Below are 23012 nucleotides of genomic sequence, written 5' to 3' on the forward strand. Positions count from 1 at the left end.
TGCTGCGCGCCCCTTTCGCGACACAAGGCCGCTCCTACAAAAAACAGTGTCTGTCTTACAGGACAACTCTCAGGCACTGCCCCGCGTGGTAAAGCGAGAACCCGGACTCATAGAACGCGGTGCGCAGCGAAGGCGCGCTCACGCCGGTCATCGGCGAGAACGGAATCGGCAGGCTATCCGCCTCCCCCTTCAGCAGGAACTCGGCAAACGCCCGGCCAATCACGGTGCCGGTGGTGTTACCCCGCCCGTTATAACCGGTCACCGCCACCAGCCCCGGCGCCGGCTCAAACAGGCGCATCAGGTGATCAGGGGTGAAATCGATGCAGCCCGTCCAGTGCATTTCCCACTCGACCTTGCCCAGCTCCGGGTAGTAGTGGCTCTGGATCCGGTCTGCCCAGCTGCGCACGAACCACGCCGGCTTGTTGTCGACCCGGCCCAGACTGCCAAGCAGCAGACGGCCCTGGTCGTCGCGGCGAATGCTGCTGAGCACAGTGCGGGTGTCCCACGAGCCTTGACCATGCGGCAGCACCTTGTCGGCTGCTGCGCCCTGCAACGGCTTGGACGCCACCTGGTAGTAGTACCCACGGAAGAACTGCTTCTGCAGATTGCTCCAGTCGCCTTCGGTGTAGGCACCGGTGGAAATCACCACCTTGTCGGCGCGCACCGAGCCACGTGCGGTCTTCACCCGCCAGGCATCGCCATCACGCTCCAGGCCTTCGACCGAAGACTGCTGGAACAGCTTGCCGCCCAGACGCGCCACGGCAGCCGCCAGGCCCTGGGTGTAACCCATGGGGTTGATGGTGCCGGCGCGGCGGTCGAGCAGCGCGGCGGAAATCTTGTTGGTACCGCAGTATTCCTGGCACTGGGCGCCGGTCAGCAGCTCCACGTCGGCACCGCGGCGGCGCCATTGTTCGTGACGGGCCTCAAGGTCGGCGATGCCGGTGGCGTTGTGCGCCATGTGCAGCGTGCCTTTGTGCTGGGCCTGGCAGTCGATGCCCAGGCGCTCGATCATGGCGAACACTTCAGCCGGGGCTTCGCCGAGCACTTTGTTCAGGCGGCTGCCCTGCTTCTGGCCGAGGGTGGCCTCGACGTCGTCAGGGCGGATCCAGGTGCCGGCGTTGACCAGGCCCACGTTGCGCCCGGAGCCGCCGTGGCCGATCTTCCAGGCCTCCAGCAGGATCACCGACTTGCCCTGTTCGAGCAGGTGGATGGCCGCCGACAGGCCGGTAATGCCGCCACCGATCACGCAAACATCGGCCTTGTGCTCACCGGCCAGGGCCTGGGCGGCGACGGTCGGTTTGCTGACGAATTCCCACAAGCATTCTTGACGCAGTTCGGACATGGCCCGGCTCCAGCAATTTGTTCTTGTTGGGGCCGCGTGGCGGCCCATTCGCGGGTAAACCCGCTCCCACAGGGACCTCACAGGTTTCGAAATCTGTGGGGATCCTGTGGGAGCGGGTTTACCCGCGAACCGGGGGCATCGCCCCCGGCCATGCAGCATCAAACCATCAGTCGAACACGATACCCTGCGCCAGCGGCAGCTCGCGCGAGTAGTTCACGGTGTTGGTCTGGCGACGCATGTAGCCTTTCCAGGCATCCGAACCCGACTCACGACCACCGCCGGTTTCCTTCTCGCCACCAAACGCACCGCCGATCTCGGCGCCGCTGGTGCCGATGTTGACGTTGGCGATACCGCAGTCGCTGCCCGAAGCACTCTGGAAGCGCTCGGCTTCACGAATGTCGGTGGTGAAGATGCACGACGACAGGCCTTGTGGCACTTCGTTGTTCAGGCGCAGGGCCTCTTCGAAGTCGTCGTAGGCCAGCACGTACAGGATCGGGGCGAAGGTTTCGTGGCGCACCACGTCGCTCTGCGCCGGCATTTCGGCAATGGCAGGCGACACGTAGTAGGCGTTCGGGTACTGGTCGGCCAGCTGACGCTCGCCACCAAATACCTGACCACCTTCGTCGCGGGCCTTGGCCAGCGCGCCCTGCATGGCATCGAACGACAGCTTGTCGATCAGCGGGCCGACCAGGTTGTCCTTGCGTGGGTCGCCGATGCGCACTTTGCCGTAGGCAGCTTTGACGCGGGCAACCACTTCGTCCTTGATCGAGCGGTGCACGATCAGGCGGCGCAGGGTGGTGCAACGCTGGCCGGCGGTGCCGACAGCCGAGAACAGGATGCCGCGCACGGCCAGGTCCAGGTCGGCGCTCGGGGCCAGGATCATGGCGTTGTTGCCGCCCAGTTCGAGGATGCTGCGGCCGAAACGGGCAGCAACACGTGGGCCCACTTCACGGCCCATGCGGGTGCTGCCGGTGGCGCTGACCAGCGGCACGCGCGGGTCGTCGACCATGGCTTCGCCGGCTTCACGGCCGCCGATCACCAGTTGGGCCAGGCCAGCCGGGGCGTCGCCGAAGGCTTTCAGAGCTTTTTCGAACAGCGCCTGGCAAGCCAGGGCGGTGAGCGGGGTTTTCTCAGAAGGCTTCCACACCACCGAGTTACCGGCCACCAGGGCCAGGGCGGTGTTCCAGGCCCAGACAGCAACCGGGAAGTTGAAGGCGCTGATCACGCCGACCACGCCCAGCGGGTGCCAGGTTTCACGCATGTGGTGGCCTGGGCGCTCGGAGGCGATGGTCAGGCCGTACAGCTGGCGCGACAGGCCAACGGCGAAGTCGCAGATGTCGATCATTTCCTGTACTTCGCCCAGGCCTTCCTGGGTGATCTTGCCGGCTTCGATCGATACCAGTTCACCCAGGTCGGCCTTGTGCTCACGCAGCACTTCGCCGAACAGGCGCACCAGTTCGCCACGGCGCGGGGCCGGCACGGTGCGCCAGGCTTCGAAGGCGCTTTGGGCCTGGTCGATACGGGCGATGGTCTCGGCCTTGCCGAGCAGTTTCACCGAGGCGATCTGGCTGCCGTCGATCGGCGTGTGAACAGGGTAGTCGCCCTGGGTGTAAGCCTCGGCGGCAACGCCAAGGCGCTCGAGCAATCCAGCAACCATTTGTGCTTCTCCTACATCGGGTGATGGGGTGGAAAAATGATGTGGATCAGTATTAATCCGATCACATAGGTACAACAAACGACCTTTATTCCGCATATCATTCCGTCAGGTAATGATTTGAGCCGCAGAGACCGCTATGTCCAAACGCCTGGTGCCCTCCATGACCGCCCTGCAGTGCTTTGAAGCTGCAGCCCGCCATTTGAGCTTTACCCGTGCCGCCGAAGAGCTGCACCTGACCCAGAGTGCGGTCAGCAAGCAGGTGGCGCAGCTTGAAGACATGCTGCGCCACCACCTGTTCCTGCGCATTCGCCGACGCCTGCAACTGACGCCGGCCGGCAGCCTGTACCTGGCCGAAGTCAACAAGATCCTCACCCAGGTGGACATGTCCAGCCGCTACGTACTCACCTACGGCGAGCAGACCGAGATATTGAAGGTAGCCACTCAACCGAGTTTTGGCGTGCGCTGGTTGATTCCGCATCTGAAGGGTTTTGGTAAGCGGCACAGCAATATTCACCTCGATATCCGCAACGAGATGGAGCCGTTTGCCCTGTTGCAGGGCTCGGCGGACGTGGTGTTCTTCTATGGCCAGGGGACGTGGCCCGGGGCTACCTGCGTGGAGCTGTTTCGCGAAGAGGTGGTGCCGGTGTGCGCGCCGGAGCTGCTGGCCGGGCGCACACTGGGCGATGCCGCAGAGCTGGCCGACCTTGTGCTGTTGCAGAGCACGTCGCGACCGGAGGCTTGGCATGAGTGGTTCCTGGAGCAGGACCTGCAAAGCGTCAGCGCTTACCACGGGCCACGCTTCGATACGTTCTATATGGCCTTGAGCGCGGCGCAGGCCGGGTGCGGGGTGGCGCTGGTGCCGCGTTACCTGGCAGCGAAGGAGCTGGCCGAGGGGAGTTTGGTGGTGCCTTGGAACCATGCGATGCGCAGTGCGGGGGCGCATTATTTGGCGTATGCCGAGCATGCGGCGGAGGTGCCCAAGGTAAGGGCATTGGTGGAGTGGATTCACGAGCAGCTTCAGGCTTGAGGGCCTCTTCGCAGGCGAACCCGCGAAAGGGCCCTCAAGGTCGATCAAAAAAGGAATGACACACTCACTTTTTTTCGCTTGTGAGCCAAGTGCATTCCCAGCTTTCATGTAAGCGTCCGAACCCAACCAGGAAGCTAGCGATGCCCGCCCACGATTTCGTCAGCCCAGACAGCATTCGCGCGCAGTTCTCTGCCGCCATGTCGCTCATGTACAAACAGGAAGTGCCCCTGTACGGCACGCTGCTGGAGCTGGTGAGCGAAATCAACCAGCAGGTCATGGCCCAGCAGCCCAAGGTTGCCGAGGCCCTGCGCTGGACCGGGGAAATCGAGCGACTGGACCAGGAACGCCATGGCGCCATCCGCGTTGGCACCGCCGAAGAGCTGGCCACCATCGCCCGCCTGTTTGCCGTCATGGGTATGGAGCCGGTCGGCTACTACGACCTGAGCTCTGCTGGCGTGCCGGTACACTCCACCGCCTTCCGCGCCGTGCATGAACAGTCGCTGCATGTCAGCCCGTTCCGTGTGTTCACCTCGCTGCTGCGCCTGGAGCTGATCGACAACCCGCAACTGCGCGAGCTGGCACAGGGCATCCTGGCCAAGCGCCAGATCTTCACCAGCCGCGCCCTCGAACTGATCGCCCAGAGCGAGCGCGATGGCGGGCTGAACGCCGCAGATGCCGGGGCGTTCGTGCAGGAAGCGTTGCACACCTTCCGCTGGCACCATGACGCCACCGTCACCGCCGAGCAGTACCAGCAGTTGCACGACCAGCACCGCCTGATCGCCGATGTGGTAGCCTTCAAGGGCCCGCACATCAACCACTTGACCCCACGTACCCTGGACATCGATGCGATCCAGGTCGGCATGCCGGCCAAAGGCATCCCGCCGAAGGCCGTGGTCGAAGGCCCGCCTACCCGTCGCCACCCGATCCTGCTGCGCCAGACCAGCTTCAAGGCCTTGCAGGAAAAGGTCGCATTCAGCGACCAGCAGGGCAGCGAAGGCAGCCACACCGCCCGTTTCGGCGAGATCGAACAACGCGGTGCGGCGCTGACGCCGAAGGGTCGCCAGCTGTACGACAAGCTGCTCGATGCCACCCGCGCTGCCCTGGGTGGCGCACCGGCCGAGGCCAACGCCGAGCGTTACATGTCGCTGCTGAAAGAAACCTTCGCAGCATTCCCGGACGACCTGGCGCAGATGCGTGAACAGGGCCTGGCATACTTCCGCTACTTCGCGACCGAGAAAGGCCTGGCTGCGCGTGACCAGGAAGGCCGCCCGACCACCCTGCAAGGGCTGATCGACGCAGGCCATGTGCACTTCGAGGCGCTGGTGTACGAGGACTTCCTGCCAGTGAGCGCGGCGGGCATCTTCCAGTCCAACCTGGGCGACGATGCGCAGGCCGAATATGGCAGCAATGCCAACCGCGATGCCTTTGAAGCGGCGTTGGGGTTGCAGGTGCAGGATGAGCTGGCGCTGTATGCGCAAAGTGAACGCCGGTCGCTGCAGGCCTGTGCGCAGGCGTTGAACCTGGGCTCGATGTAAGGCTTTGGATTGCCGGGGCCGCTTTGCGGCCCCAGAGGTTCAAACTATGGGCGGCAGGATTTCCACATCCGGCAAATCCATCGCCGCCACCTCTTCCTCCAGAAACCCGCTCAACCGCCGCAACCGCTCACCCCCTGGCCGTGTACGCGGCCACACCAGGTAATAATCCATTCCACTGGGCACCGCCGTCGGCCAGGGCAGGCTCAAACGCCCCTGCGCCACATCCTCGGCCACCATCAGCAAATCGCCCATGGAAATCCCGTACCCGCGCGCCGCCGCAATCATGCCCAGCTCCAGGGTGTCGAACACCTGCCCGCCCTTGAGCGAAACCTTGTCGCTCAACCCCATGCGCTCCAGCCACTCTCGCCAGTCGCGCTTGTCCACCGTGGGGTGCAGCAGCTCGATAGAGGCCAGCCGGTGCTCGTCCCACGGCCCTTTTTCCAGCAGGTCTGGCGCCCCCACCGGTATCAGCAACTCCGGGAACAGCTTGCGCACCTCCCAGTCCGGCGGGAACACCCCGTCGCTGAGCAACACCGCGCAATCGAACGGTTCCTGGTTGAAGTCCACATGGTCAACGTCCATCCAGGCACTGGTCAGCTGTACTTCATTGCCTGGCTGCAGGTGACGGAAACGGCTCAAGCACGCCAGCAACCAGCGCATGGTCAGGGTCGAGGGGGCCTTCATGCGCAGGATGTCGTCTTCACCGCGCAAGGTATCGCAGGCCCGCTCCAGCGCCGCGAAGCCTTCGCGAACGCCTGGCAGCAATACCCGTGCGGCCTCGGTCAGTTGCAGGTTGCGACCACTGCGCACGAACAGGCGGCAGGCGAAGTGATCCTCCAGCGTGCGGACATGCCGGCTGATCGCGCTCTGAGTGATCGACAGTTCCTCACCGGCACGGGTGAAGGAACTTAGCCGTGCGGCGGCTTCGAATGCGCGAAGGGCATACAACGGAGGAAGCTGACGGGACATGAGGCACCTGCCATACGGGGCTGTGGAGCGGATCACCAAGAAGCATATATACATGAGTCAGACTCATGCCAATGATCGCTTTTATCCTTTTGTGCAAAGTTGACCAAAGCCTCAGAATCGCCGTTCGTTCATCACCTCAGGAAGAAGGACAGCCCTCATGCACGTCGCGCCCACCACAGAACTCAAGGCTTTGCTGCGCCTGGCCGGGCCGCTGATTGCCTCGCAGTTGGCGCACATGCTGATGGTGCTGACCGACACCCTGATGATGGCCCGCATCAGCCCGCAGGCCCTGGCCGGTGGCGGTCTGGGTGCGGCCAGCTACTCGTTCGTGTCGATCTTCTGCCTGGGTGTGATCGCCGCAGTCGGCACCCTGGTGGCGATTCGCAAGGGTGCCAACGATATCGAAGGTGCGACCCGACTGGCGCAGAGCGGCCTGTGGCTGGCATGGGGCCTGGCACTGTTCGCCGCGCTGGTGCTGTGGAACCTGGAGCCAGTGTTGCTGCTGTTCGGGCAAAAGCCCGAGAACGTGGCCTCGGCGGCCGAATTCCTCACGCTGCTGCCACTGGCCCTGCCCGGCTACCTGACGTTCATGGCGTTGCGCGGCTTCACCAGTGCACTGGGGCGCTCGACCCCGGTGATGGTCATCAGCCTGGTCGGCACGGTGCTCAACTACCTGTTCAACGTGGCGCTGATCGAGGGCATGTTCGGCCTGCCCAAGCTGGGCCTGATGGGCATCGGCCTGGTCACCGCAGTGGTGTCGATGGGCATGGCTATCGCGCTGGCGCTGTATATCCGCTGGCACTCGGCCTATGCCGCCTACCCACTGCGCAAGGGCCTGTCGCGCCCGTCGCTGCCAGCACTGCGCGAGCTGTGGCGTCTGGGGCTGCCAATTGGCGGTACCTACATGGTGGAAGTGGGCCTGTTCGCCTTCGCCGCGCTGTGCATGGGCGTGCTGGGCAGTACCGAGCTGGCCGCGCACCAGATCGCCCTGCAGATCGTGTCCACGGCATTCATGGTGCCGACGGGGCTGTCGTATGCAGTGACCATGCGGGTGGGCTTGTATTACGGCGCTGGCAACCTGCTGGCGGCGCGCAGCGCCGGGCGCGTGGGCATTGGCTTCGGGGCGATGATCATGTTTGCCTTCGCCGCGCTGTTCCTGCTGCTGCCCGAAGCACTGGTGGGGCTGTTTATCGACCGTAACGACCCGGCCTTTGCGGCGATCTTCCAGGTGGCCGTGCAGTTGCTGATGGTGGCGGCGTGGTTCGAGCTGTTCGATGGCATGCAGACGATTGCCATGGGCTCGATCCGCGGGCTGAAGGATGCCAAGACCACCTTCCTGATCGGGCTGGTGTGCTACTGGCTGGTGGGAGCGCCGAGTGCGTGGCTGTTCGCATTCAACCTGGGCGCCGGGGCGGTCGGGATCTGGTGGGGGCTGGCGCTGGGGCTGGCGTGTGCGGCGGTGGCGTTGTCCTTTGGCTTTGAGTGGCGGATGAAGCGGCTGTTGGGGAAGGCTGGTTTAGCTGACAGGTCGGCAGTGTCTGTGTGATTGCCGGGGCTGCTCTGCAGCCCTTTCGCGACGCAAGGCCGCTCCCACATGGTCCTGTATACGCCGTTAATGTGGGAGCGGCCTTGTGTCGCGATGGAGGGCGAAGCCCTCCCCTACAATCTCAAAGGCTAACCAGTTTCGGCTTGGTGCAGCCCAGCAAGAATTCGATCAACTCATCCACCGGCAGCGGCTTGCTGACCAGGAAGCCCTGCACCTGATCACAACCAAACCCTCGCAACAAGGCCAGTTGCGCTTCACTCTCCACCCCCTCGGCCACCACCTCCAGGTTGAGGTTGTGCGCCAGGTTGATCATGGCATGCACCAGCTTGCGGTTTTCCTCGCGCATTTCCATTTCGGCCACAAAGCTGCGGTCTACCTTGAGCAAGGTGATCGGCAGGCTGTTGAGGTGCACGAACGAAGAGAACCCGGTGCCAAAATCGTCGAGCGAGAAGCGCACACCCAGACGGCCAAGGGCGTCCATGGTCTGGCGCACCAGTTCGTTGCGGCGCATGACTGCCGTTTCGGTCAGCTCGAACTCCAGCCAACGGGCATCCACGCCATGCTCGATGATCAGGCGGCTCAGGGTGGCCAGCAGCTGGCTGTCCTGGAACTGGCGGAAGCTGAGGTTGACCGCCATGTGCAGCGGTTCCAGGCCGCGCTCGCACAGCGCCTGCATGTCGCGCAGCGCCCGGGAAATCACCCAGTAACCCAGCGGCACGATCAGGCCACTTTGCTCGGCCAACGGCACGAACTCGCTGGGCGGCAGCAGCCCGCGCTCGGCATGGCGCCAGCGCACCAGCGCCTCCAGGCCAACGATGCGCCCGTCCGCCAGGTCAAGCCGTGGCTGATAGTGCAGCTCCAGCTCATCACGGCGCAGGGCGCGGCGTAGCTCGCTTTCCAGGTCGGCCAGGCTACGGGCATTGCGGTTGATGCGCTCGTTGAACACATGGAAGGTGCAGCCTTGGCTGCCCTTGGCCTGGCGCATGGCGATGTGGGCGTGCCACATCAAAGGGTCGGCCCCCGCTTGGGCGCGGGCATGGGCCAGGCCCAGGCTGCAGCCCAGCAGCAGGCTTTCGCCGTCAATCCAGTAGGGTTCGGCCAAGGCTTCGACGATACGCTCGGCAATCCATTCGGCGCGGTTGGCATCGCGGCGGGTGTCGATCAGCAGGGCAAACTCGTCGCTGCCCAGGCGGGCCAGCTGGTCACCCGCCTCCAGCTGGTTTTGCAGCCGCGCCACCACCTGCAGGATCAGCCGGTCGCCGCTCTGATGGCCGAGGGCATCGTTGACGTGGCGGAAGTTGTCCAGGTCCAGGTGGCCCAAGGCAACGCCACGGCCTTCGTTTTCGGCCAGGCGCGCAGTCAGCAAGGCCTGGAAGCCTTGGCGGTTGGCGATGCCGGTCAGGGGGTCCTGCTCAGCCAGGCGCTGCAAGGTGGCCACCAGCACACCACGCTCACGTACATGACGCAGCGAGCGGCGCAAGGTATCGGCATTGAGCTGGCCGCGTACCAGCCAGTCGCTGACGGCCGTGGGCGCCACCTCGGGCTCGTGGTCGAGCAGCAGGATGGTCGGCAGGTCGCAGCGCCCGGGCACGGGCTGCTGAGCCGGGGTTGCCATTACCACAGCCTGGCGATCATTGCTGAACAGGCTGTCGACGGATTCCCAGTTCGGGGCGGTGAGCAGCACGGCGCTGCCGCTCAGGGCAGGCATGCAAGCGTGCAACAAGGCGGCCCATTCCGGCTCATCAGCCAACAGCAGCAAACGCAAAGGTTCGACAGGCGTGGACAAGCGGACTCCTTAGGGCTTCACGGTGCAACGATAACTGGCGGGTATGCTACTGCATTTAATGAAAATGATTTTCACTTTTATACATGTTTTTACGGGCGTAGCATCCCGACGTATTTTGTCGTGCATCCTGCTCGAAACGAGCCGAACCGGCAAATATGATTTTTTCAGGTGCTAGGATTAGTCGCACTAATAGTAGGCCGGACAAAAGTCTGACTCAGACGTCAGACGGTCGCGCCATAACGGCCCCATGCCTGTTAGAATGCGCGGCTATTTTCTGGCGACCCCCGGTTTCTAGCATGTCCCGACTCAATCCCCGGCAGCAGGAAGCCCGTGACTACGTCGGCGGCCCTCTTTTGGTGCTCGCCGGTGCAGGTTCGGGCAAGACCAGCGTGATCACGCGCAAGATTGCCCACCTGATCCAGAACTGCGGCATCCGTGCCCAGTACATCGTGGCGATGACCTTTACCAACAAGGCCGCGCGCGAGATGAAGGAGCGTGTCGGCACCTTGCTGCGTCCGGGGGAAGGCCGCGGCCTTACGGTGTGTACCTTCCACAACCTGGGCCTGAACATCATCCGCAAGGAGCACGAGCGCCTGGGCTACAAGCCGGGCTTCTCGATCTTCGACGAGTCCGACATCAAGGCGTTGCTGTCGGACATCATGCAGAAGGAATACTCCGGCGACGACGGCATCGACGAGATCAAGAACATGATCGGTGCCTGGAAGAACGACCTGATCCTGCCGCCCGAAGCCCTGGAAAAGGCGCGCAACCCGCGCGAGCAGACCGCCGCCATCGTCTATACCCACTACCAGCGCACGCTCAAGGCGTTCAACGCAGTGGACTTCGACGACCTGATCCTGCAGCCGGTCAAGCTGTTCCAGGAGCACCCCGAGGTGCTGGAGCGCTGGCAGAACCGCGTGCGCTACCTGCTGGTGGACGAATACCAGGACACCAACGCCAGCCAGTACCTGCTGGTAAAGATGCTGATCGGCATGCGCAACCAGTTCACCGTGGTGGGTGACGACGACCAGTCGATCTACGCCTGGCGCGGTGCCCGCCCCGAAAACCTGATGCTGCTCAAGGAGGACTACCCCTCCCTGAAGATCGTCATGCTGGAGCAGAACTACCGCTCCACCAGCCGCATCCTGCGCTGTGCCAACGTGCTGATCGCCAACAACCCGCACGCGTTCGAGAAACAGCTGTGGAGCGAGATGGGCGTGGGCGACGAGATCCGCGTGATCCGCTGCAAGAACGAGGAAGCCGAGGCCGAACGCGTGGCCATGGAAATCCTCACCTTGCACCTGCGCACCAACCGCCCGTACAGCGACTTCGCCATCCTTTACCGTGGCAACTACCAGGCCAAGCTGATCGAGCTGAAGCTGCAGCACCACCAGGTGCCGTATCGCCTGTCGGGCGGCAACAGCTTCTTCGGTCGCCAGGAGGTCAAGGACCTGATGGCGTACCTGCGCCTGCTGGTGAACCCGGACGATGACAACGCCTACCTGCGCGTCATCAACGTACCGCGCCGGGAAATCGGCTCCACCACCCTGGAAAAGCTCGGCAACTATTCCACCGAGCGCGGCATTTCGATGTACGCCGCCAGCGAGGAGCTGGGCCTGGGCGAGCACCTGGATGCCCGCTACACCGAGCGCTTGCAGCGCTTCAAGCACTGGCTGGACGGGGTACGCCACAAGGTTGCCCTGGAAGACCCGATTGCCGCGCTGCACGAGATGATCCGCGACATCGACTACGAGAACTGGATCCGCCAGCAGACCGCCAGCGACAAGGCTGCCGATTTCCGCATCAGCAACGTCTGGTTCCTGGTCGAAGCGCTGAAGAACACCCTCGAGAAGGATGAAGAGGGTGACATGACCATCGAGGACGCCATCGGCAAGCTGGTGCTGCGCGACATGCTCGAGCGCCAGCAGGAAGAGGAAGAGAACGCCGAAGGTGTGCAGATGATGACCCTGCACGCCTCCAAGGGCCTGGAGTTCCCCTACGTGTTCATCATGGGCATGGAAGAGGAAATCCTCCCGCACCGCTCCAGCATCGAGGCCGACACCATCGAAGAGGAACGCCGCCTGGCCTACGTGGGCATCACCCGCGCACGTCAGACCCTGGCCTTCACCTTCGCTGCCAAGCGCAAGCAGTACGGTGAAATCATCGACTGCACGCCCAGCCGGTTCCTCGACGAACTGCCACCGGACGACCTGGCCTGGGAGGGCCTGGACGATGCACCGGTCGAGGTGAAGGCCGCTCGCGGCAACAACGCCTTGGCCGATATCCGGGCAATGCTCAAACGCTGATCAACCATTACTCTTTAATTCTGCCGCTTTTAGCGGCCACCTTTGTTACATCGAGGAATACCACAGTGGAAGCACTGCATCAGAAGATTCGCGAAGAAGGCATCGTGCTTTCCGATCAGGTTCTCAAAGTCGACGCGTTTCTCAACCACCAGATCGACCCTGCGCTGATGCAGCTGATCGGTGACGAGTTCGCCCGCCTGTACGCTGATGCGGGCGTGACCAAGATCGTCACCATCGAAGCCTCGGGCATTGCCCCGGCGGTGATGACGGGCCTGAAGCTGGGCGTGCCGGTGATTTTTGCCCGCAAGCACCAGTCGCTGACCCTGACCGAGAACCTGCTGACCGCCTCGGTGTATTCCTTCACCAAGCAGACCGAAAACACCGTGGCCATCTCGCCGCGCCACCTCAACAGCAGCGACCGCGTGCTGGTGATCGACGACTTCCTGGCCAACGGCAAGGCGTCGCAGGCGCTGATCTCGATCATCAAGCAGGCCGGCGCCACCGTGGCGGGCCTGGGTATCGTGATCGAGAAGTCGTTCCAGGGCGGCCGTGCCGAGCTGGACAGCCAGGGCTACCGCGTTGAATCGCTGGCCCGGGTGAAGTCGCTGGAAGGTGGTGTGGTCAGCTTCATCGAGTAATGCCCACTAGGGCCGCTTTGCGGCCCATCGCGACACAAGGCCGCTCCTACAGGAAAACGCATAACCTTTGTAGGAGCGGCCTTGTGTCGCGAAAGGGCTGCAAAGCAGCCCCGGCAATCTTCAGGTCGCCGATAACCCTGCCAGCAACAACCGTTGATACAGCTCTTCCTTCAGCCCCTGCGGCCGATCCAGCCCCATCCGCTCCAGGTGCCCCTCATACCCCTCCGGCCCCGGCGCATCCAGCGCTGCCTTGCCCAACTCCAGCACCTCGCTCAGCTTGAACTTGCTCTTCAACCAGGTCAGCGCCCGCAGCAGGTCCCGCTCTTCAGCCGTAAAGTCCGTCCCCATCGGATACTCCGGAAACAACCGCGCATGCCTTGCCCGGATTGCCTCCAGCCGCTGTGGCGTATTGTCGGTATAGCGCGCATCCAGCTGAAAATCCCTGGGCAGCTTGCCGGCCTCTTTCGCCTGCTCGATCAGCCCCTGCTGGAACCGCGAATCGCACACTGCCAGTAACCGCGCAATCACCTCGCTGTCGGTCTGCCCACGCAGGTCGGCAATGCCGTACTCGGTCACCACGATATCGCGCAGGTGCCGGGGGATGGTGCAGTGGCCATAGGTCCAGAACAGGTTCGAGGTCACCTCCCCGCCCGACTCACGCCAGCTGCGCAGCAGCAAAATCGAGCGCCCGCCTTCCAGTGCATGGGCCTGGGCGACGAAGTTGTACTGCCCACCCACGCCGCTGAGCACACGGCCATCTTCCAGCTGATCGGCCACCCCGGCACCGAGCAGCGTCATGCCGAACGCCGTGTTGATGAAGCGCGCATCGCGCCGCTGGTGGCGCTTGAGTTCTTCCTGCCCGTACAGCTCGTTGATGAAGCTGATACGGGTCATGGCAAACCGTGCACGCTGCTCAAGCGGCATCTCCCTCAGCCGCTGGTAAAACGCCTGAGGCCCGAGGAAAAAGCCACCATGCAACACCGGCCCCTGCTCATCGGCCGAGCGCCGTAGCAAGCCCGCTTCGGCCAGCACCAACAGGCCGTTAACGAACATCTCGCTGCACCCGTACAGGCCTTCGGCAAAAGTCTCCAGCCCCCCTTCCCGCTCAATCAGCGCCTGCCACGGGCCGATATCCAGCTCGTCGAGCAAGGCCCGGTAGCCCGCGTTGTCACCCTGGCGCGCCAGCAACGCTGCAGCGACTGCATCCCCCATGGCACCGATGCCGATCTGCAAGGTGCCGCCGTCACGCACCAGCGTGCTGGCATGCAAACCAATGCAGTGGTCCTGGGTGTTGACCGGCATGTTCGGCGTGGAGAACAACCGGCGCTGCTCGGCTTCATCGATCAGCAGGTCGAACGCATCGATGGGCAATTCTGCATCGCCGGGCATGTACGGCAGTTCGGTATGTACCTGGCCAAGCATCAGGATGGTTTCGCCGGCCGCGCGGCGCTTGGCGATCATCGGCAGCAGGTCGAGGGTGATGTCGGGGTTGCAGGCCAGGCTTAGGTGGATGGGCTTCTCGGGCGTAGCGGCGACCAGTTGCGCAATCAGGTTCAATCCCTTGGCATTGATGTCCCGGGCGGCGTGGCTGTAGTTGCTGCTGATGTAGTCCTGCTGGGCCGATTCGCTGTGCAGCAGGCTGCCGGGCTGCATGAAAAACTGCTCTACGCGGATGTTTGGCGGCAGGCTGTCGTTGCGCAGGTCAGCGAGGTAGGTGAGGTCTTCGTAGTCAGCGAAGACGCGCTCGACGAAGGGTTCGAGAAAACGCCGTTGCAAGCCATCGCCCAGTGGCGGGCGGCCGAGGGACAACGCGGTGTAAATGGTCAGCTGTCGCTCGGGCAGTTCGCGCACCCGGGCGTAGAGGGCGTTCACGAAAGCGTTGGGTTTACCCAGGCCCAAGGGCAGGCCCATATGGATATGGGCTGGCAGCCGGGACAGGACCTGCTCGACAGCCTGGTCGATGGCGCAGAGGTACATCGGGGCCTCCTGAGACATCCATGGGTTCAGGGGTTGGACATGGGCCTACGGCAATTGGTTGCCTGCACTGGAGCCCATAAACAAAGCCCGCCATTAAAGGCGGGCTTCGTGCAATTCAGCTGTATCTCACAACCCGGACATTTTCTTGATCGCGCCTTTCAGGTCGTCATCCGAGCAATCCGCGCAGGTGCCTTTCGGCGGCATGGCGTTGATGCCGGTAATGGCCTTGGCCAGGATGCCATCCAGCCCGCCCTGGTGGTCGGCGCGTTCTTTCCACGCGGCGGTGTCGCCAATTTTCGGCGCGCCGAGCAGGCCGGTGCCATGGCAGGCATTGCAGTGCTTGGCGATGATGTCATCCGGCGTTTTGGCGCCCCCGCCCCCCGCCGCTGCAGCCACTTCCATGCCTTTGCATTCCTGGCCCTGGACACACACCTGGCCTACCGGCTCCAGGCGCTTGGCAATGTCGTCGTTGGTCGCAGCGGTTGCGCTCATTGCCCAGAGGGCGAATACGGCTGCTGGTACGGCCAGCATCTTCTTGATTTGGTTCACGCGAACACCCTCATGGTGGCTAATCACGCTCGCGGCCACGGAACGGCGAGCGTTGAAAAGTATAGCGGGAACCCAGAGGCCGTGAAACGACCCTACACAGGAAAGGGGTATTGCCGAATCAATGCACTGCGCTGGATCAAAAGTTTGAAGGCGTCGCTGCGCTGATCAACCGCGCTGGCTGGTCGAAGGGGTTGCGAAAACGGTGCGGGCGGGTGCTTTCGAAGTAATAGCTGTCGCCTTCTTCGAGGATGAAGATCTCGTTGCCGACCACCAGTTCCAGGCGGCCTTCCAGCAAGATGCCGGTTTCCTCGCCGTCGTGGGTAAGCATCTCTGCACCCGTGTCGGCACCTGGCGGATAGACCTCGGTGAGAAACGCGATGGCGCGGTTGGGGTGCGACTTGCCGACCAGCTTCATGGTCACCGCACCGTCCGAGATGTCGATCAGCTCGTGGGCCTTGTAGACAATCTGCGTGGGGCTTTCAGGTTCCAGCTCGACCGAAAAGAACTCGACCATGGACATGGGGATGCCGCTCAGCACCTTGCGCAGCGAGCTGATCGAGGGGCTCACGCTGTTCTTCTCGATCATCGAGATGGTGCTGTTGGTCACGCCGGCACGCTTGGCGAGTTCACGCTGGGACAGGCCCTTGAGCTTGCGGATGGCTTGCAGTCGTTCGCCGACGTCCAAAGCTGGAGCCTCCTGAAACGGTGGAAAGGGGGGTGGATGTGAACGATATCATGGCAATGCCGTTCAGTATTTACAACACACCGCCCCTCAACCTGTCCGCTTCAGCGTGTCATTCGCCGATGTAGTCCCGCGGCACGCGCTTCAGGTTGCAGAAGATCTGGTACGGAATGGTGCCCGCGTGTGCGGCCACTTCACTGGCCAGCACCTGCTTGCCCCACAGTTCGACCGGGCTGCCGACAGTGGCTTGCGGCACGTCGGTCAGGTCGATGCTGAGCATGTCCATCGATACACGGCCAATCAGTTGGGTGCGCTGGCCGGCGACCAGTACCGGGGTGCCGTTGGGCGCCTGGCGGGGGTAGCCGTCGGCATAGCCCATGGCAACCACGCCAACCCGGGTTGGCCGGGGGCTGACGAACTTGGCGCCATAGCCCACCGGCTCGCCGGCAGGCAGCTCGCGCACGCTGATGACCCGCGATTGCAGGGTCATGACCGGTTGCAGGCGTTCGGCCTGGGCCTGGGCCACTTCGAACGGGGTGGCGCCATACAGCATCAGGCCTGGGCGTACCCAGTCGCTGGGGGCTTGTGGCCAGCCCAGCACGCCGGGGGAGTTGCGCAGGCTGCATTCGGCGGCCAGGCCCTGGCGGGCAGCCTCGAACACGGCAATCTGCTGGGCGGTGGCGTCGGCATCCAGCTCATCGGCGCGGGCGAAGTGGCTCATCAGCACGATGCGAGAAACCTTGCCACTGGCCAGCAGGCGCTGGTAAGCCTCGTGGTAATCCTTGGGGTGCAGACCGACACGATGCATGCCACTGTCGAGCTTCAACCAGACAGTGAGCGGCTTGTGGACCTGGGTCTGCTCGATGGCTTCGAGCTGCCACAGCGAATGCACCACACACCACAGGTCGTGCTCGGCGATCAGCGCCAGCTCGCTGGCTTCGAAGAAGCCTTCCAACAGCAGCACCGGGGCCTTGATACCGGCGGCGCGCAGTTCCAGCGCCTCTTCAATGCAAGCCACGGCGAAACCGTCGGCTTCGGCCTCCAGGGCCAGGGCGCAACGCACGGCGCCATGGCCATAGGCATCGGCCTTGATCACGGCGAGGGCTTTGGCACCGGTCAGTTCACGGGCCAGACGGTAGTTGTGGCGCAGGGCCTGGAGGTCGATCAGGGCGCGGGCGGGACGCATGGCGGCTGCCTTATGGTGGTTCGGGTTGAAATCGGTGTTGGATTCTTCGCGGGCTCGCCCGCTCCCACAAGTACTGCACAGCTTTCAAAACCTGTGAAATACCTGTGGGAGCGGCCGAGCCCGCGAAAGGGCCGGTGCAGGCAATTACTGCTGGTGAGCCGGCGCAGTCTGCCCGTGCTTGGCCACTTCCGGGCTGTTGCCATAACGGGAAATGTCCAGGCCTTCGGCACTGATCTGCGGCTTCTTGCGCGCAATCAGGTCGGCCAGCAGACGACCGGAGCCGCACGCCATGGTCCAGCCCAAAGTACCGTGACCGGTGTTCAGGAACAGGTTGCGGAACGCGGTCGCACCCACAATCGGCGTACCGTCCGGGGTCGCCGGGCGCAGACCGGTCCAGAAGCTGGCCTGGCTCAGGTCACCGCCGCGAGGATAAAGGTCGTTGACGATCATCTCCAGCGTTTCGCGCCGACGCGGGTTCAGCGACAGGTCAAAACCGGCGATTTCAGCCATGCCACCCACGCGGATGCGGTTGTCGAAACGGGTGATCGCAACCTTGTAGGTTTCATCGAGAATGGTCGAGGTCGGGGCCATGTCGCCGTTGGTGATCGGCACGGTCAGCGAGTAGCCTTTAAGCGGATAAACCGGGGCCTTGATGCCCAGCGGCTTGAGCATCTGCGGCGAGTAGCTGCCCAGCGCCAGCACGTAGCGGTCGGCGGTTTCCAGCTTGCCGTCGATCCACACGCCATTGATGCGGTCGCCAGCGAAGTCCAGGCGCTGGATGTCCTGGCCGAAGCGGAACTCCACGCCCAGTTTCAGCGCCATGTCTGCAAGCTTGGTGGTGAACAGCTGGCAGTCGCCCGTCTGATCGTTAGGCAGGCGCAGGGCGCCGGCCAGAATATCTTTCACGCCAGCCAGGGCCGGTTCGACGCGGGCAATGCCGTCGCGGTCGAGTAGCTCGTAAGGCACGCCGGACTGTTCAAGCACGGCAATGTCCTTGGCCGCGGCATCTACCTGGGCCTGAGTACGGAACAGCTGGGTAGTGCCCAGGCTGCGGTTTTCGTAATTGATGCCGGTTTCAGCACGCAGCTCGTCGAGGCAATCACGGCTGTACTCGGACAGACGCACCATGCGCTCTTTGTTCACCGCGTAACGGCTGGCGGTGCAGTTGCGCAGCATCTGCGCCATCCACAGGTACTGGTCGACGTCGCCGGTGAGCTTGATGGCCAGGGGGGCGTGGCGCTCCAGCAGCCACTTGATGGCCTTCAGCGGCACGCCAGGTGCGGCCCAGGGCGAGGCATAGCCGGGCGAGATCTGACCGGCGTTGGCAAAACTGGTTTCCATGGCCACCGCCGGCTGGCGGTCGACCACCGTCACTTCGAAACCTTGCCGGGCCAGGTAGTAGGCACTGGCGGTTCCGATTACGCCGCTACCAAGTACCAGAACTCGCATCGTTATATCCCTCACACGCGGCACGCCGCAGACTTTTATTGAAATGGCATGAATGGGCGCAGTATAGGAATTTGAGACCAGTGCAATTCACTATATAAAAGCCTATTATTGGCGAGAATTCTCGGCAAAATCGCCTTTCACGGAGGGGCATCCCCTATGAGAACCCAGCACCAGAGCAAGCGTGAACTGGACAAGATCGACCGTAACATCCTGCGCATCCTGCAGAATGACGGGCGTATTTCCTTCACCGAACTGGGCGAGAAAGTTGGGCTTTCCACCACCCCTTGCACCGAGCGGGTTCGCCGCCTGGAGCGCGAGGGCATCATCATGGGCTACAACGCCCGCCTGAACCCGCAGCACCTCAAGGGCAGCCTGCTGGTGTTCGTGGAAATCAGCCTGGACTACAAGTCGGGCGACACCTTCGAGGAGTTCCGCCGCGCGGTGTTGAAGCTGCCCCATGTGTTGGAGTGCCACCTGGTGTCGGGTGACTTCGACTACCTGGTGAAAGCGCGTATTTCGGAGATGGCGTCGTACCGCAAGCTGCTTGGCGACATCCTGCTGAAGCTGCCGCACGTGCGCGAATCGAAGAGCTACATCGTGATGGAGGAGGTAAAGGAGAGCCTCTGCCTGCCGATTCCGGACTGAGGCTAGACCAGCACCTGGCGGGTGGTGGCAATGAACTGATGGACCAGCTGCTCGGCGGCAGGGTCGATCATCGGTTCAGGGCCACGACCACGCGGGCAGGCCATGCGCGGGGTGGTGCCGAACAGGCGGCAGATCATGGGCCGCTCTTCATACACCGTACAGCCGTTGGGGCCGAGGTGTACACAGTCCAGGTGCTCCAGGGCGGTGTCCTGCTCGGCCTGAGACTTGCGCGGGAGGCGGGCCATTTCTTCTGCCGACGTGGTGACCGGGCCGCAGCAGTCGTGGCAGCCGGGTTCGCACTCGAATGAGGGGATGAGTTCGCGCAGGAAGTGGATTTTGTGACGGTTGCAGGACATGGCCAAGTACAAAATTGAAAATTGAAGTTGGATTATAGGGCCAATCGCCGGCAAGCCAGCTCCCACAGGTACACCGCTGGTCTCAGCTATCGCACAGTCCTGTGGGAGCTGGCTTGCCGGCGATGAGGCCGGTTGCCCACCCCAAAGGCCGAGCTTATCCTCCACCCCTAGCCCACCAGTCCCCAGGAACGAGCCAATGATCCACAGCGCGCAGCATGCCGCCTCCTACTACGCCGCCAGCAGCGCGCCTCACCCCGACCACTCCTTCTTGCAAGGTGAGCACAGCGCCGACGTATGCATCGTCGGCGGCGGCTATTCGGGCCTGAACACCGCCATCGAACTGGCCGAGCGTGGCTTCTCGGTCATCCTGCTAGAGGCGCGCAAACTGGGCTGGGGCGCCAGTGGGCGCAATGGCGGGCAGTTGATCCGTGGCGTTGGTCATGGCCTAGAACAGTTCCTGCCGGTGATTGGCGAGGACGGCGTGCGCAGCATGAAGCTGATGGGCCTGGAGGCCGTGCAAATTGTCCGCGAGCGGGTGGAAAAGCACGCCATCGCCTGTGACCTGACCTGGGGTTACTGCGACCTGGCCAACAAACCCGCCGAGTTGCTGGGCTTTGCCGAAGACGCCGAAGAACTGCGCAGCCTGGGCTATGCGCATGAACTGCGCCTGATCGGCAAGGACGATATCCGCAGCGTGGTCGGTGCCGACTGCTATGTCGGCGGGCTGGTCGACATGGGTTCCGGCCACCTGCACCCGCTGAACCTGGCCCTGGGCGAAGCGGACGTGGCCAGCCGCCTGGGCGTGAAGCTGTTCGAACAGTCCGAGGTTACCCGCATCGACTACGGGCCTGAAGTGCAGGTGCATACTGCCCAAGGGCGAGTGCGCGCCAAGACCTTGGTGCTGTGCTGCAATGCCTATCACAACGACCTCAACCGCGAGCTGGGCGGCAAGGTACTGCCTGCGGGCAGCTACATCATCGCTACCGAGCCGCTGGGCGAAGATCGCGCCCATGCGTTGCTGCCGCAGAACATGGCAGTGTGTGACCAGCGCGTGGCCCTGGACTACTACCGCCTGTCCGCCGACAACCGATTGTTGTTTGGCGGCGCCTGTCACTATTCAGGTCGGGACCCGAAGGACATCGCCGCCTACATGCGACCCAAGATGCTCAAGGTGTTCCCGCAACTGGCTGACGTGCGCATCGACTACCAGTGGGGTGGCATGATCGGCATCGGCGCCAACCGCCTGCCACAGGTTGGCCGCCTGGCCAGCCAGCCGAACGTGTATTACGCCCAGGCCTATTCAGGCCATGGGCTCAACGCCACCCACCTGGCCGCACGCCTGCTAGGCGAGGCCATCAGCGGCCAGGAAAGCGGGCGTTTCGACCTGTTCGCCAAGGTGCCACACATCACCTTCCCTGGCGGCAAGCACCTGCGCTCGCCGCTGCTGGCGTTGGGGATGCTGTGGCACCGGCTTAAAGAACTGGTCTAGGGCCTCAATCTTTCCAGAAGGGTTTACGCCCTTCTGTCCGGGCCTGCTCCCAACTCAGCCCGACATCGCGCAGCTCGTCATCCGTCAACTGCAGCAGCGCCCTGCGGGTGTGCCAGCGATGCAGCATCAGCCCCCAACGCCCCAAGCCCTCCGGCGCGTTGAATACCTTGGCCTGCTGCCCAGTTTCCAGTTCCTTGGCCAACAGTTGCAAGCGCACATCGCTCATGCCACCCATCGCTGCATTCTCCCGTTCGATTGATACCGTGGAGAAAGCATGCGCGTCGGCAGCACCGGCAATACAGATCCAATACAGCCTTATTATTCCCATACAGAATTGGCTGAAGATCGACTGAATGCTGTATTTTCAACCCAACTGTACCGGTCGCTATGCCAATGCAGCGCAGGAGTATGCCGTGACCCTCTACCTGAACCTCGCCGAACTGCTCGGCGCCCGCATCGAACAGGGCCTGTACCGCCCCGGCCAGCGCCTGCCATCGGTGCGCGCCCTGAGCGTGGAGCATGGCGTCAGCCTGAGCACCGTGCAGCAGGCCTACCGCATGCTCGAAGACAGCGGCATGGTCTCGCCACGGCCCAAGTCCGGCTACTTCGTCAGTGACCACCGCCTGCTGCCAGCCCTGCCCGCCGTCAGCCGCCCGGCCCAACGCCCGGTGGACATCTCGCAGTGGGAACAGGTGCTGGAACTGGTGCGCAGCACCCCACGCAAGGATGTGGTCCAGCTCGGCCGCGGCATGCCCGACATCGACAGCCCCACCCTCAAGCCGCTGCTGCGCAGCCTGGCGCAGTTGAGCCGGCGGCAGGACATGCCAGGCCTGTACTACGACAACATCCACGGCAACCTGGCCCTGCGTGAACAGGTTGCCCGGCTGGTGCTCGACTCCGGTTGCCGCCTGGGCCCGGCTGACCTGGTGATCACCACCGGCTGCCACGAGGCGCTGTCGTGCAGCATTCGCGCCGTGTGCGAGCCTGGCGACATCGTTGCCGTCGACTCCCCCAGCTTCCACGGCGCCATGCAAACCCTGAAGGGCCTGGGCATGAAGGCGCTGGAAATCCCCACCGACCCGGTCACCGGCATCAGCCTGGAGGCGCTGGAGCTGGCTCTGGAGCAGTGGCCGATCAAGCTCATCCAGATCACCCCCAGCTGCAACAACCCGCTTGGCTACATCATGCCCGAGGCACGCAAGAAGGCCTTGCTGAGCCTGGCCCAGCGCTACGACGTGGCAATTCTGGAGGACGACGTCTACGGCGACCTGGCCTACACCTACCCGCGCCCGCGCACCCTCAAGTCGTTCGACGACGATGGCCGTGTGCTGTTGTGCAGTTCGTTCTCCAAAACCCTCGCCCCTGGCCTGCGGGTAGGCTGGGTGGCCCCTGGGCGCTATCTGGAACGCGTGCTGCACATGAAGTACATCAGCACTGGCAGCACCGCCTGCCAGCCCCAACTGGCCATCGCCGACTTCATCGCCGCCGGGCACTATCAACCCCACGTCCGGCGCATGCGCAGCCAGTACCAACGCGGCCGCGACCTGATGAGCGACTGGGTTACCCGCTACTTCCCGGCGGGCACCCGGGTGAGCCGGCCCCAGGGCGGCTTCATGCTCTGGGTAGAATTGCCCGAACATTTCGATACGCTGCGCCTGAACCGGGCTTTACTGGAGCAGGGCGTGCAGGTTGCCGTCGGCAGTATCTTCTCGGCCTCGGGCAAGTTCCGCCACTGCCTGCGCATGAACTTCGCCGCGCGGCCAACACCGCAGATCGAAGCCGCCGTGCGCAAGGTGGGTGAAACCGCCCTTCGTCTACTGGATGAAGAAAGCGCCGACGCGTAACTTTGCGCCGCCCGCCACGGTCCAACCCC

Annotated in this window: 19 protein-coding genes; 8 read left to right on the top strand and 11 right to left on the bottom strand. The window is 63.4% G+C overall.

The window, feature by feature from the left end; genetic code table 11:
• Positions 1–55: 55 nt before the first annotated feature.
• A complete protein-coding gene (gene amaA, locus QQ992_RS27315; protein ID WP_286111761.1) occupies positions 56–1342 on the bottom strand; it encodes an L-pipecolate oxidase in 1287 nt (428 codons plus the stop codon).
• Positions 1343–1508: 166 nt separating this feature from the next.
• Positions 1509–2999 carry an L-piperidine-6-carboxylate dehydrogenase gene (gene amaB / locus QQ992_RS27320; protein WP_016712672.1) on the bottom strand — a complete coding sequence of 497 codons (1491 nt, stop codon included), beginning with the start codon at positions 2997–2999 and terminating at the stop codon, positions 1509–1511.
• Between the two features lie 136 nt (positions 3000–3135).
• On the opposite strand from amaB, the gene QQ992_RS27325 reads away from it, so the two are divergent.
• Together QQ992_RS27325 and hglS are read left to right on the top strand one after the other, a co-directional pair.
• Complete coding sequence (locus QQ992_RS27325) at positions 3136–4026, top strand: LysR family transcriptional regulator (RefSeq protein WP_060498187.1); 891 nt, start codon at positions 3136–3138, stop codon at positions 4024–4026.
• Between the two features lie 140 nt (positions 4027–4166).
• Positions 4167–5561, top strand: coding sequence for a 2-oxoadipate dioxygenase/decarboxylase HglS (gene hglS, locus QQ992_RS27330; protein WP_286111762.1), 1395 nt, complete (start codon positions 4167–4169; stop codon positions 5559–5561).
• A gap of 39 nt (positions 5562–5600) precedes the next feature.
• On the opposite strand, the gene QQ992_RS27335 is transcribed toward hglS, so the two are convergent.
• Positions 5601–6530: a LysR substrate-binding domain-containing protein gene (locus QQ992_RS27335; protein WP_286111763.1), complete on the bottom strand. Its 930-nt coding sequence runs from the start codon at positions 6528–6530 to the stop codon at positions 5601–5603.
• Between the two features lie 157 nt (positions 6531–6687).
• Here QQ992_RS27335 and QQ992_RS27340 point away from each other — a divergent pair, with 157 nt between their 5' ends.
• Complete coding sequence (locus QQ992_RS27340) at positions 6688–8076, top strand: NorM family multidrug efflux MATE transporter (RefSeq protein ID WP_286111764.1); 1389 nt, start codon at positions 6688–6690, stop codon at positions 8074–8076.
• A 121-nt stretch (positions 8077–8197) separates the two neighbouring features.
• On the opposite strand, the gene QQ992_RS27345 is transcribed toward QQ992_RS27340, so the two are convergent.
• Entirely contained in the window at positions 8198–9862 is a 1665-nt protein-coding gene (locus QQ992_RS27345) for a putative bifunctional diguanylate cyclase/phosphodiesterase (protein ID WP_286111767.1), read from the bottom strand.
• Between the two features lie 296 nt (positions 9863–10158).
• On the opposite strand from QQ992_RS27345, the gene rep reads away from it, so the two are divergent.
• Together rep and QQ992_RS27355 are read left to right on the top strand one after the other, a co-directional pair.
• On the top strand, positions 10159–12168 hold the full coding sequence (gene rep / locus QQ992_RS27350; RefSeq protein WP_012274805.1) for a DNA helicase Rep: 2010 nt from the start codon (positions 10159–10161) through the stop codon (positions 12166–12168).
• A 65-nt stretch (positions 12169–12233) separates the two neighbouring features.
• Positions 12234–12806 (top strand): xanthine phosphoribosyltransferase, encoded by a 573-nt coding sequence (locus QQ992_RS27355; RefSeq protein ID WP_264311033.1) that lies wholly within the window; start codon positions 12234–12236, stop codon positions 12804–12806.
• Positions 12807–12926: 120 nt separating this feature from the next.
• On the opposite strand, the gene QQ992_RS27360 is transcribed toward QQ992_RS27355, so the two are convergent.
• From QQ992_RS27360 to dadA, 5 genes are all read right to left on the bottom strand, one after another.
• Positions 12927–14783 (bottom strand): acetyl-CoA hydrolase/transferase C-terminal domain-containing protein, encoded by a 1857-nt coding sequence (locus QQ992_RS27360; RefSeq protein ID WP_286111769.1) that lies wholly within the window; start codon positions 14781–14783, stop codon positions 12927–12929.
• Between the two features lie 126 nt (positions 14784–14909).
• The gene (locus QQ992_RS27365; protein ID WP_033693936.1) at positions 14910–15314 is read right to left on the bottom strand and encodes a c-type cytochrome; all 405 of its coding nucleotides are present in this window, start codon (positions 15312–15314) and stop codon (positions 14910–14912) included.
• Positions 15315–15468: 154 nt separating this feature from the next.
• On the bottom strand, positions 15469–16017 hold the full coding sequence (locus tag QQ992_RS27370) for a cupin domain-containing protein (protein WP_012274808.1): 549 nt from the start codon (positions 16015–16017) through the stop codon (positions 15469–15471).
• A gap of 109 nt (positions 16018–16126) precedes the next feature.
• Entirely contained in the window at positions 16127–17200 is a 1074-nt protein-coding gene (alr, locus tag QQ992_RS27375; RefSeq protein WP_119371867.1) for an alanine racemase, read from the bottom strand.
• Positions 17201–17344: 144 nt separating this feature from the next.
• Positions 17345–18649: a D-amino acid dehydrogenase gene (dadA, locus tag QQ992_RS27380; RefSeq protein WP_016712682.1), complete on the bottom strand. Its 1305-nt coding sequence runs from the start codon at positions 18647–18649 to the stop codon at positions 17345–17347.
• 156 nt (positions 18650–18805) lie between these two features.
• Between dadA and dadR the strand changes: the two genes are divergently transcribed.
• Entirely contained in the window at positions 18806–19294 is a 489-nt protein-coding gene (gene dadR, locus QQ992_RS27385) for a transcriptional regulator DadR (protein ID WP_003258963.1), read from the top strand.
• 2 nt (positions 19295–19296) lie between these two features.
• Here dadR and QQ992_RS27390 read toward each other — a convergent pair whose 3' ends face one another.
• Entirely contained in the window at positions 19297–19650 is a 354-nt protein-coding gene (locus tag QQ992_RS27390; RefSeq protein WP_286111770.1) for a YkgJ family cysteine cluster protein, read from the bottom strand.
• Positions 19651–19846: 196 nt separating this feature from the next.
• Here QQ992_RS27390 and QQ992_RS27395 point away from each other — a divergent pair, with 196 nt between their 5' ends.
• On the top strand, positions 19847–21139 hold the full coding sequence (locus tag QQ992_RS27395; protein ID WP_286111771.1) for an NAD(P)/FAD-dependent oxidoreductase: 1293 nt from the start codon (positions 19847–19849) through the stop codon (positions 21137–21139).
• A 4-nt stretch (positions 21140–21143) separates the two neighbouring features.
• Here the strand turns inward: QQ992_RS27395 and QQ992_RS27400 are convergent, their stop codons facing one another.
• Complete coding sequence (locus QQ992_RS27400) at positions 21144–21374, bottom strand: DUF1127 domain-containing protein (RefSeq protein WP_286111772.1); 231 nt, start codon at positions 21372–21374, stop codon at positions 21144–21146.
• 178 nt (positions 21375–21552) lie between these two features.
• Here QQ992_RS27400 and QQ992_RS27405 point away from each other — a divergent pair, with 178 nt between their 5' ends.
• On the top strand, positions 21553–22983 hold the full coding sequence (locus tag QQ992_RS27405) for an aminotransferase-like domain-containing protein (RefSeq protein WP_161775521.1): 1431 nt from the start codon (positions 21553–21555) through the stop codon (positions 22981–22983).
• The last annotated feature ends 29 nt before the right edge of the window (positions 22984–23012 follow it).

The sequence above is a fragment of the Pseudomonas kurunegalensis genome (genome assembly GCF_030291635.1).
Taxonomy (GTDB): domain Bacteria; phylum Pseudomonadota; class Gammaproteobacteria; order Pseudomonadales; family Pseudomonadaceae; genus Aquipseudomonas; species Aquipseudomonas monteilii.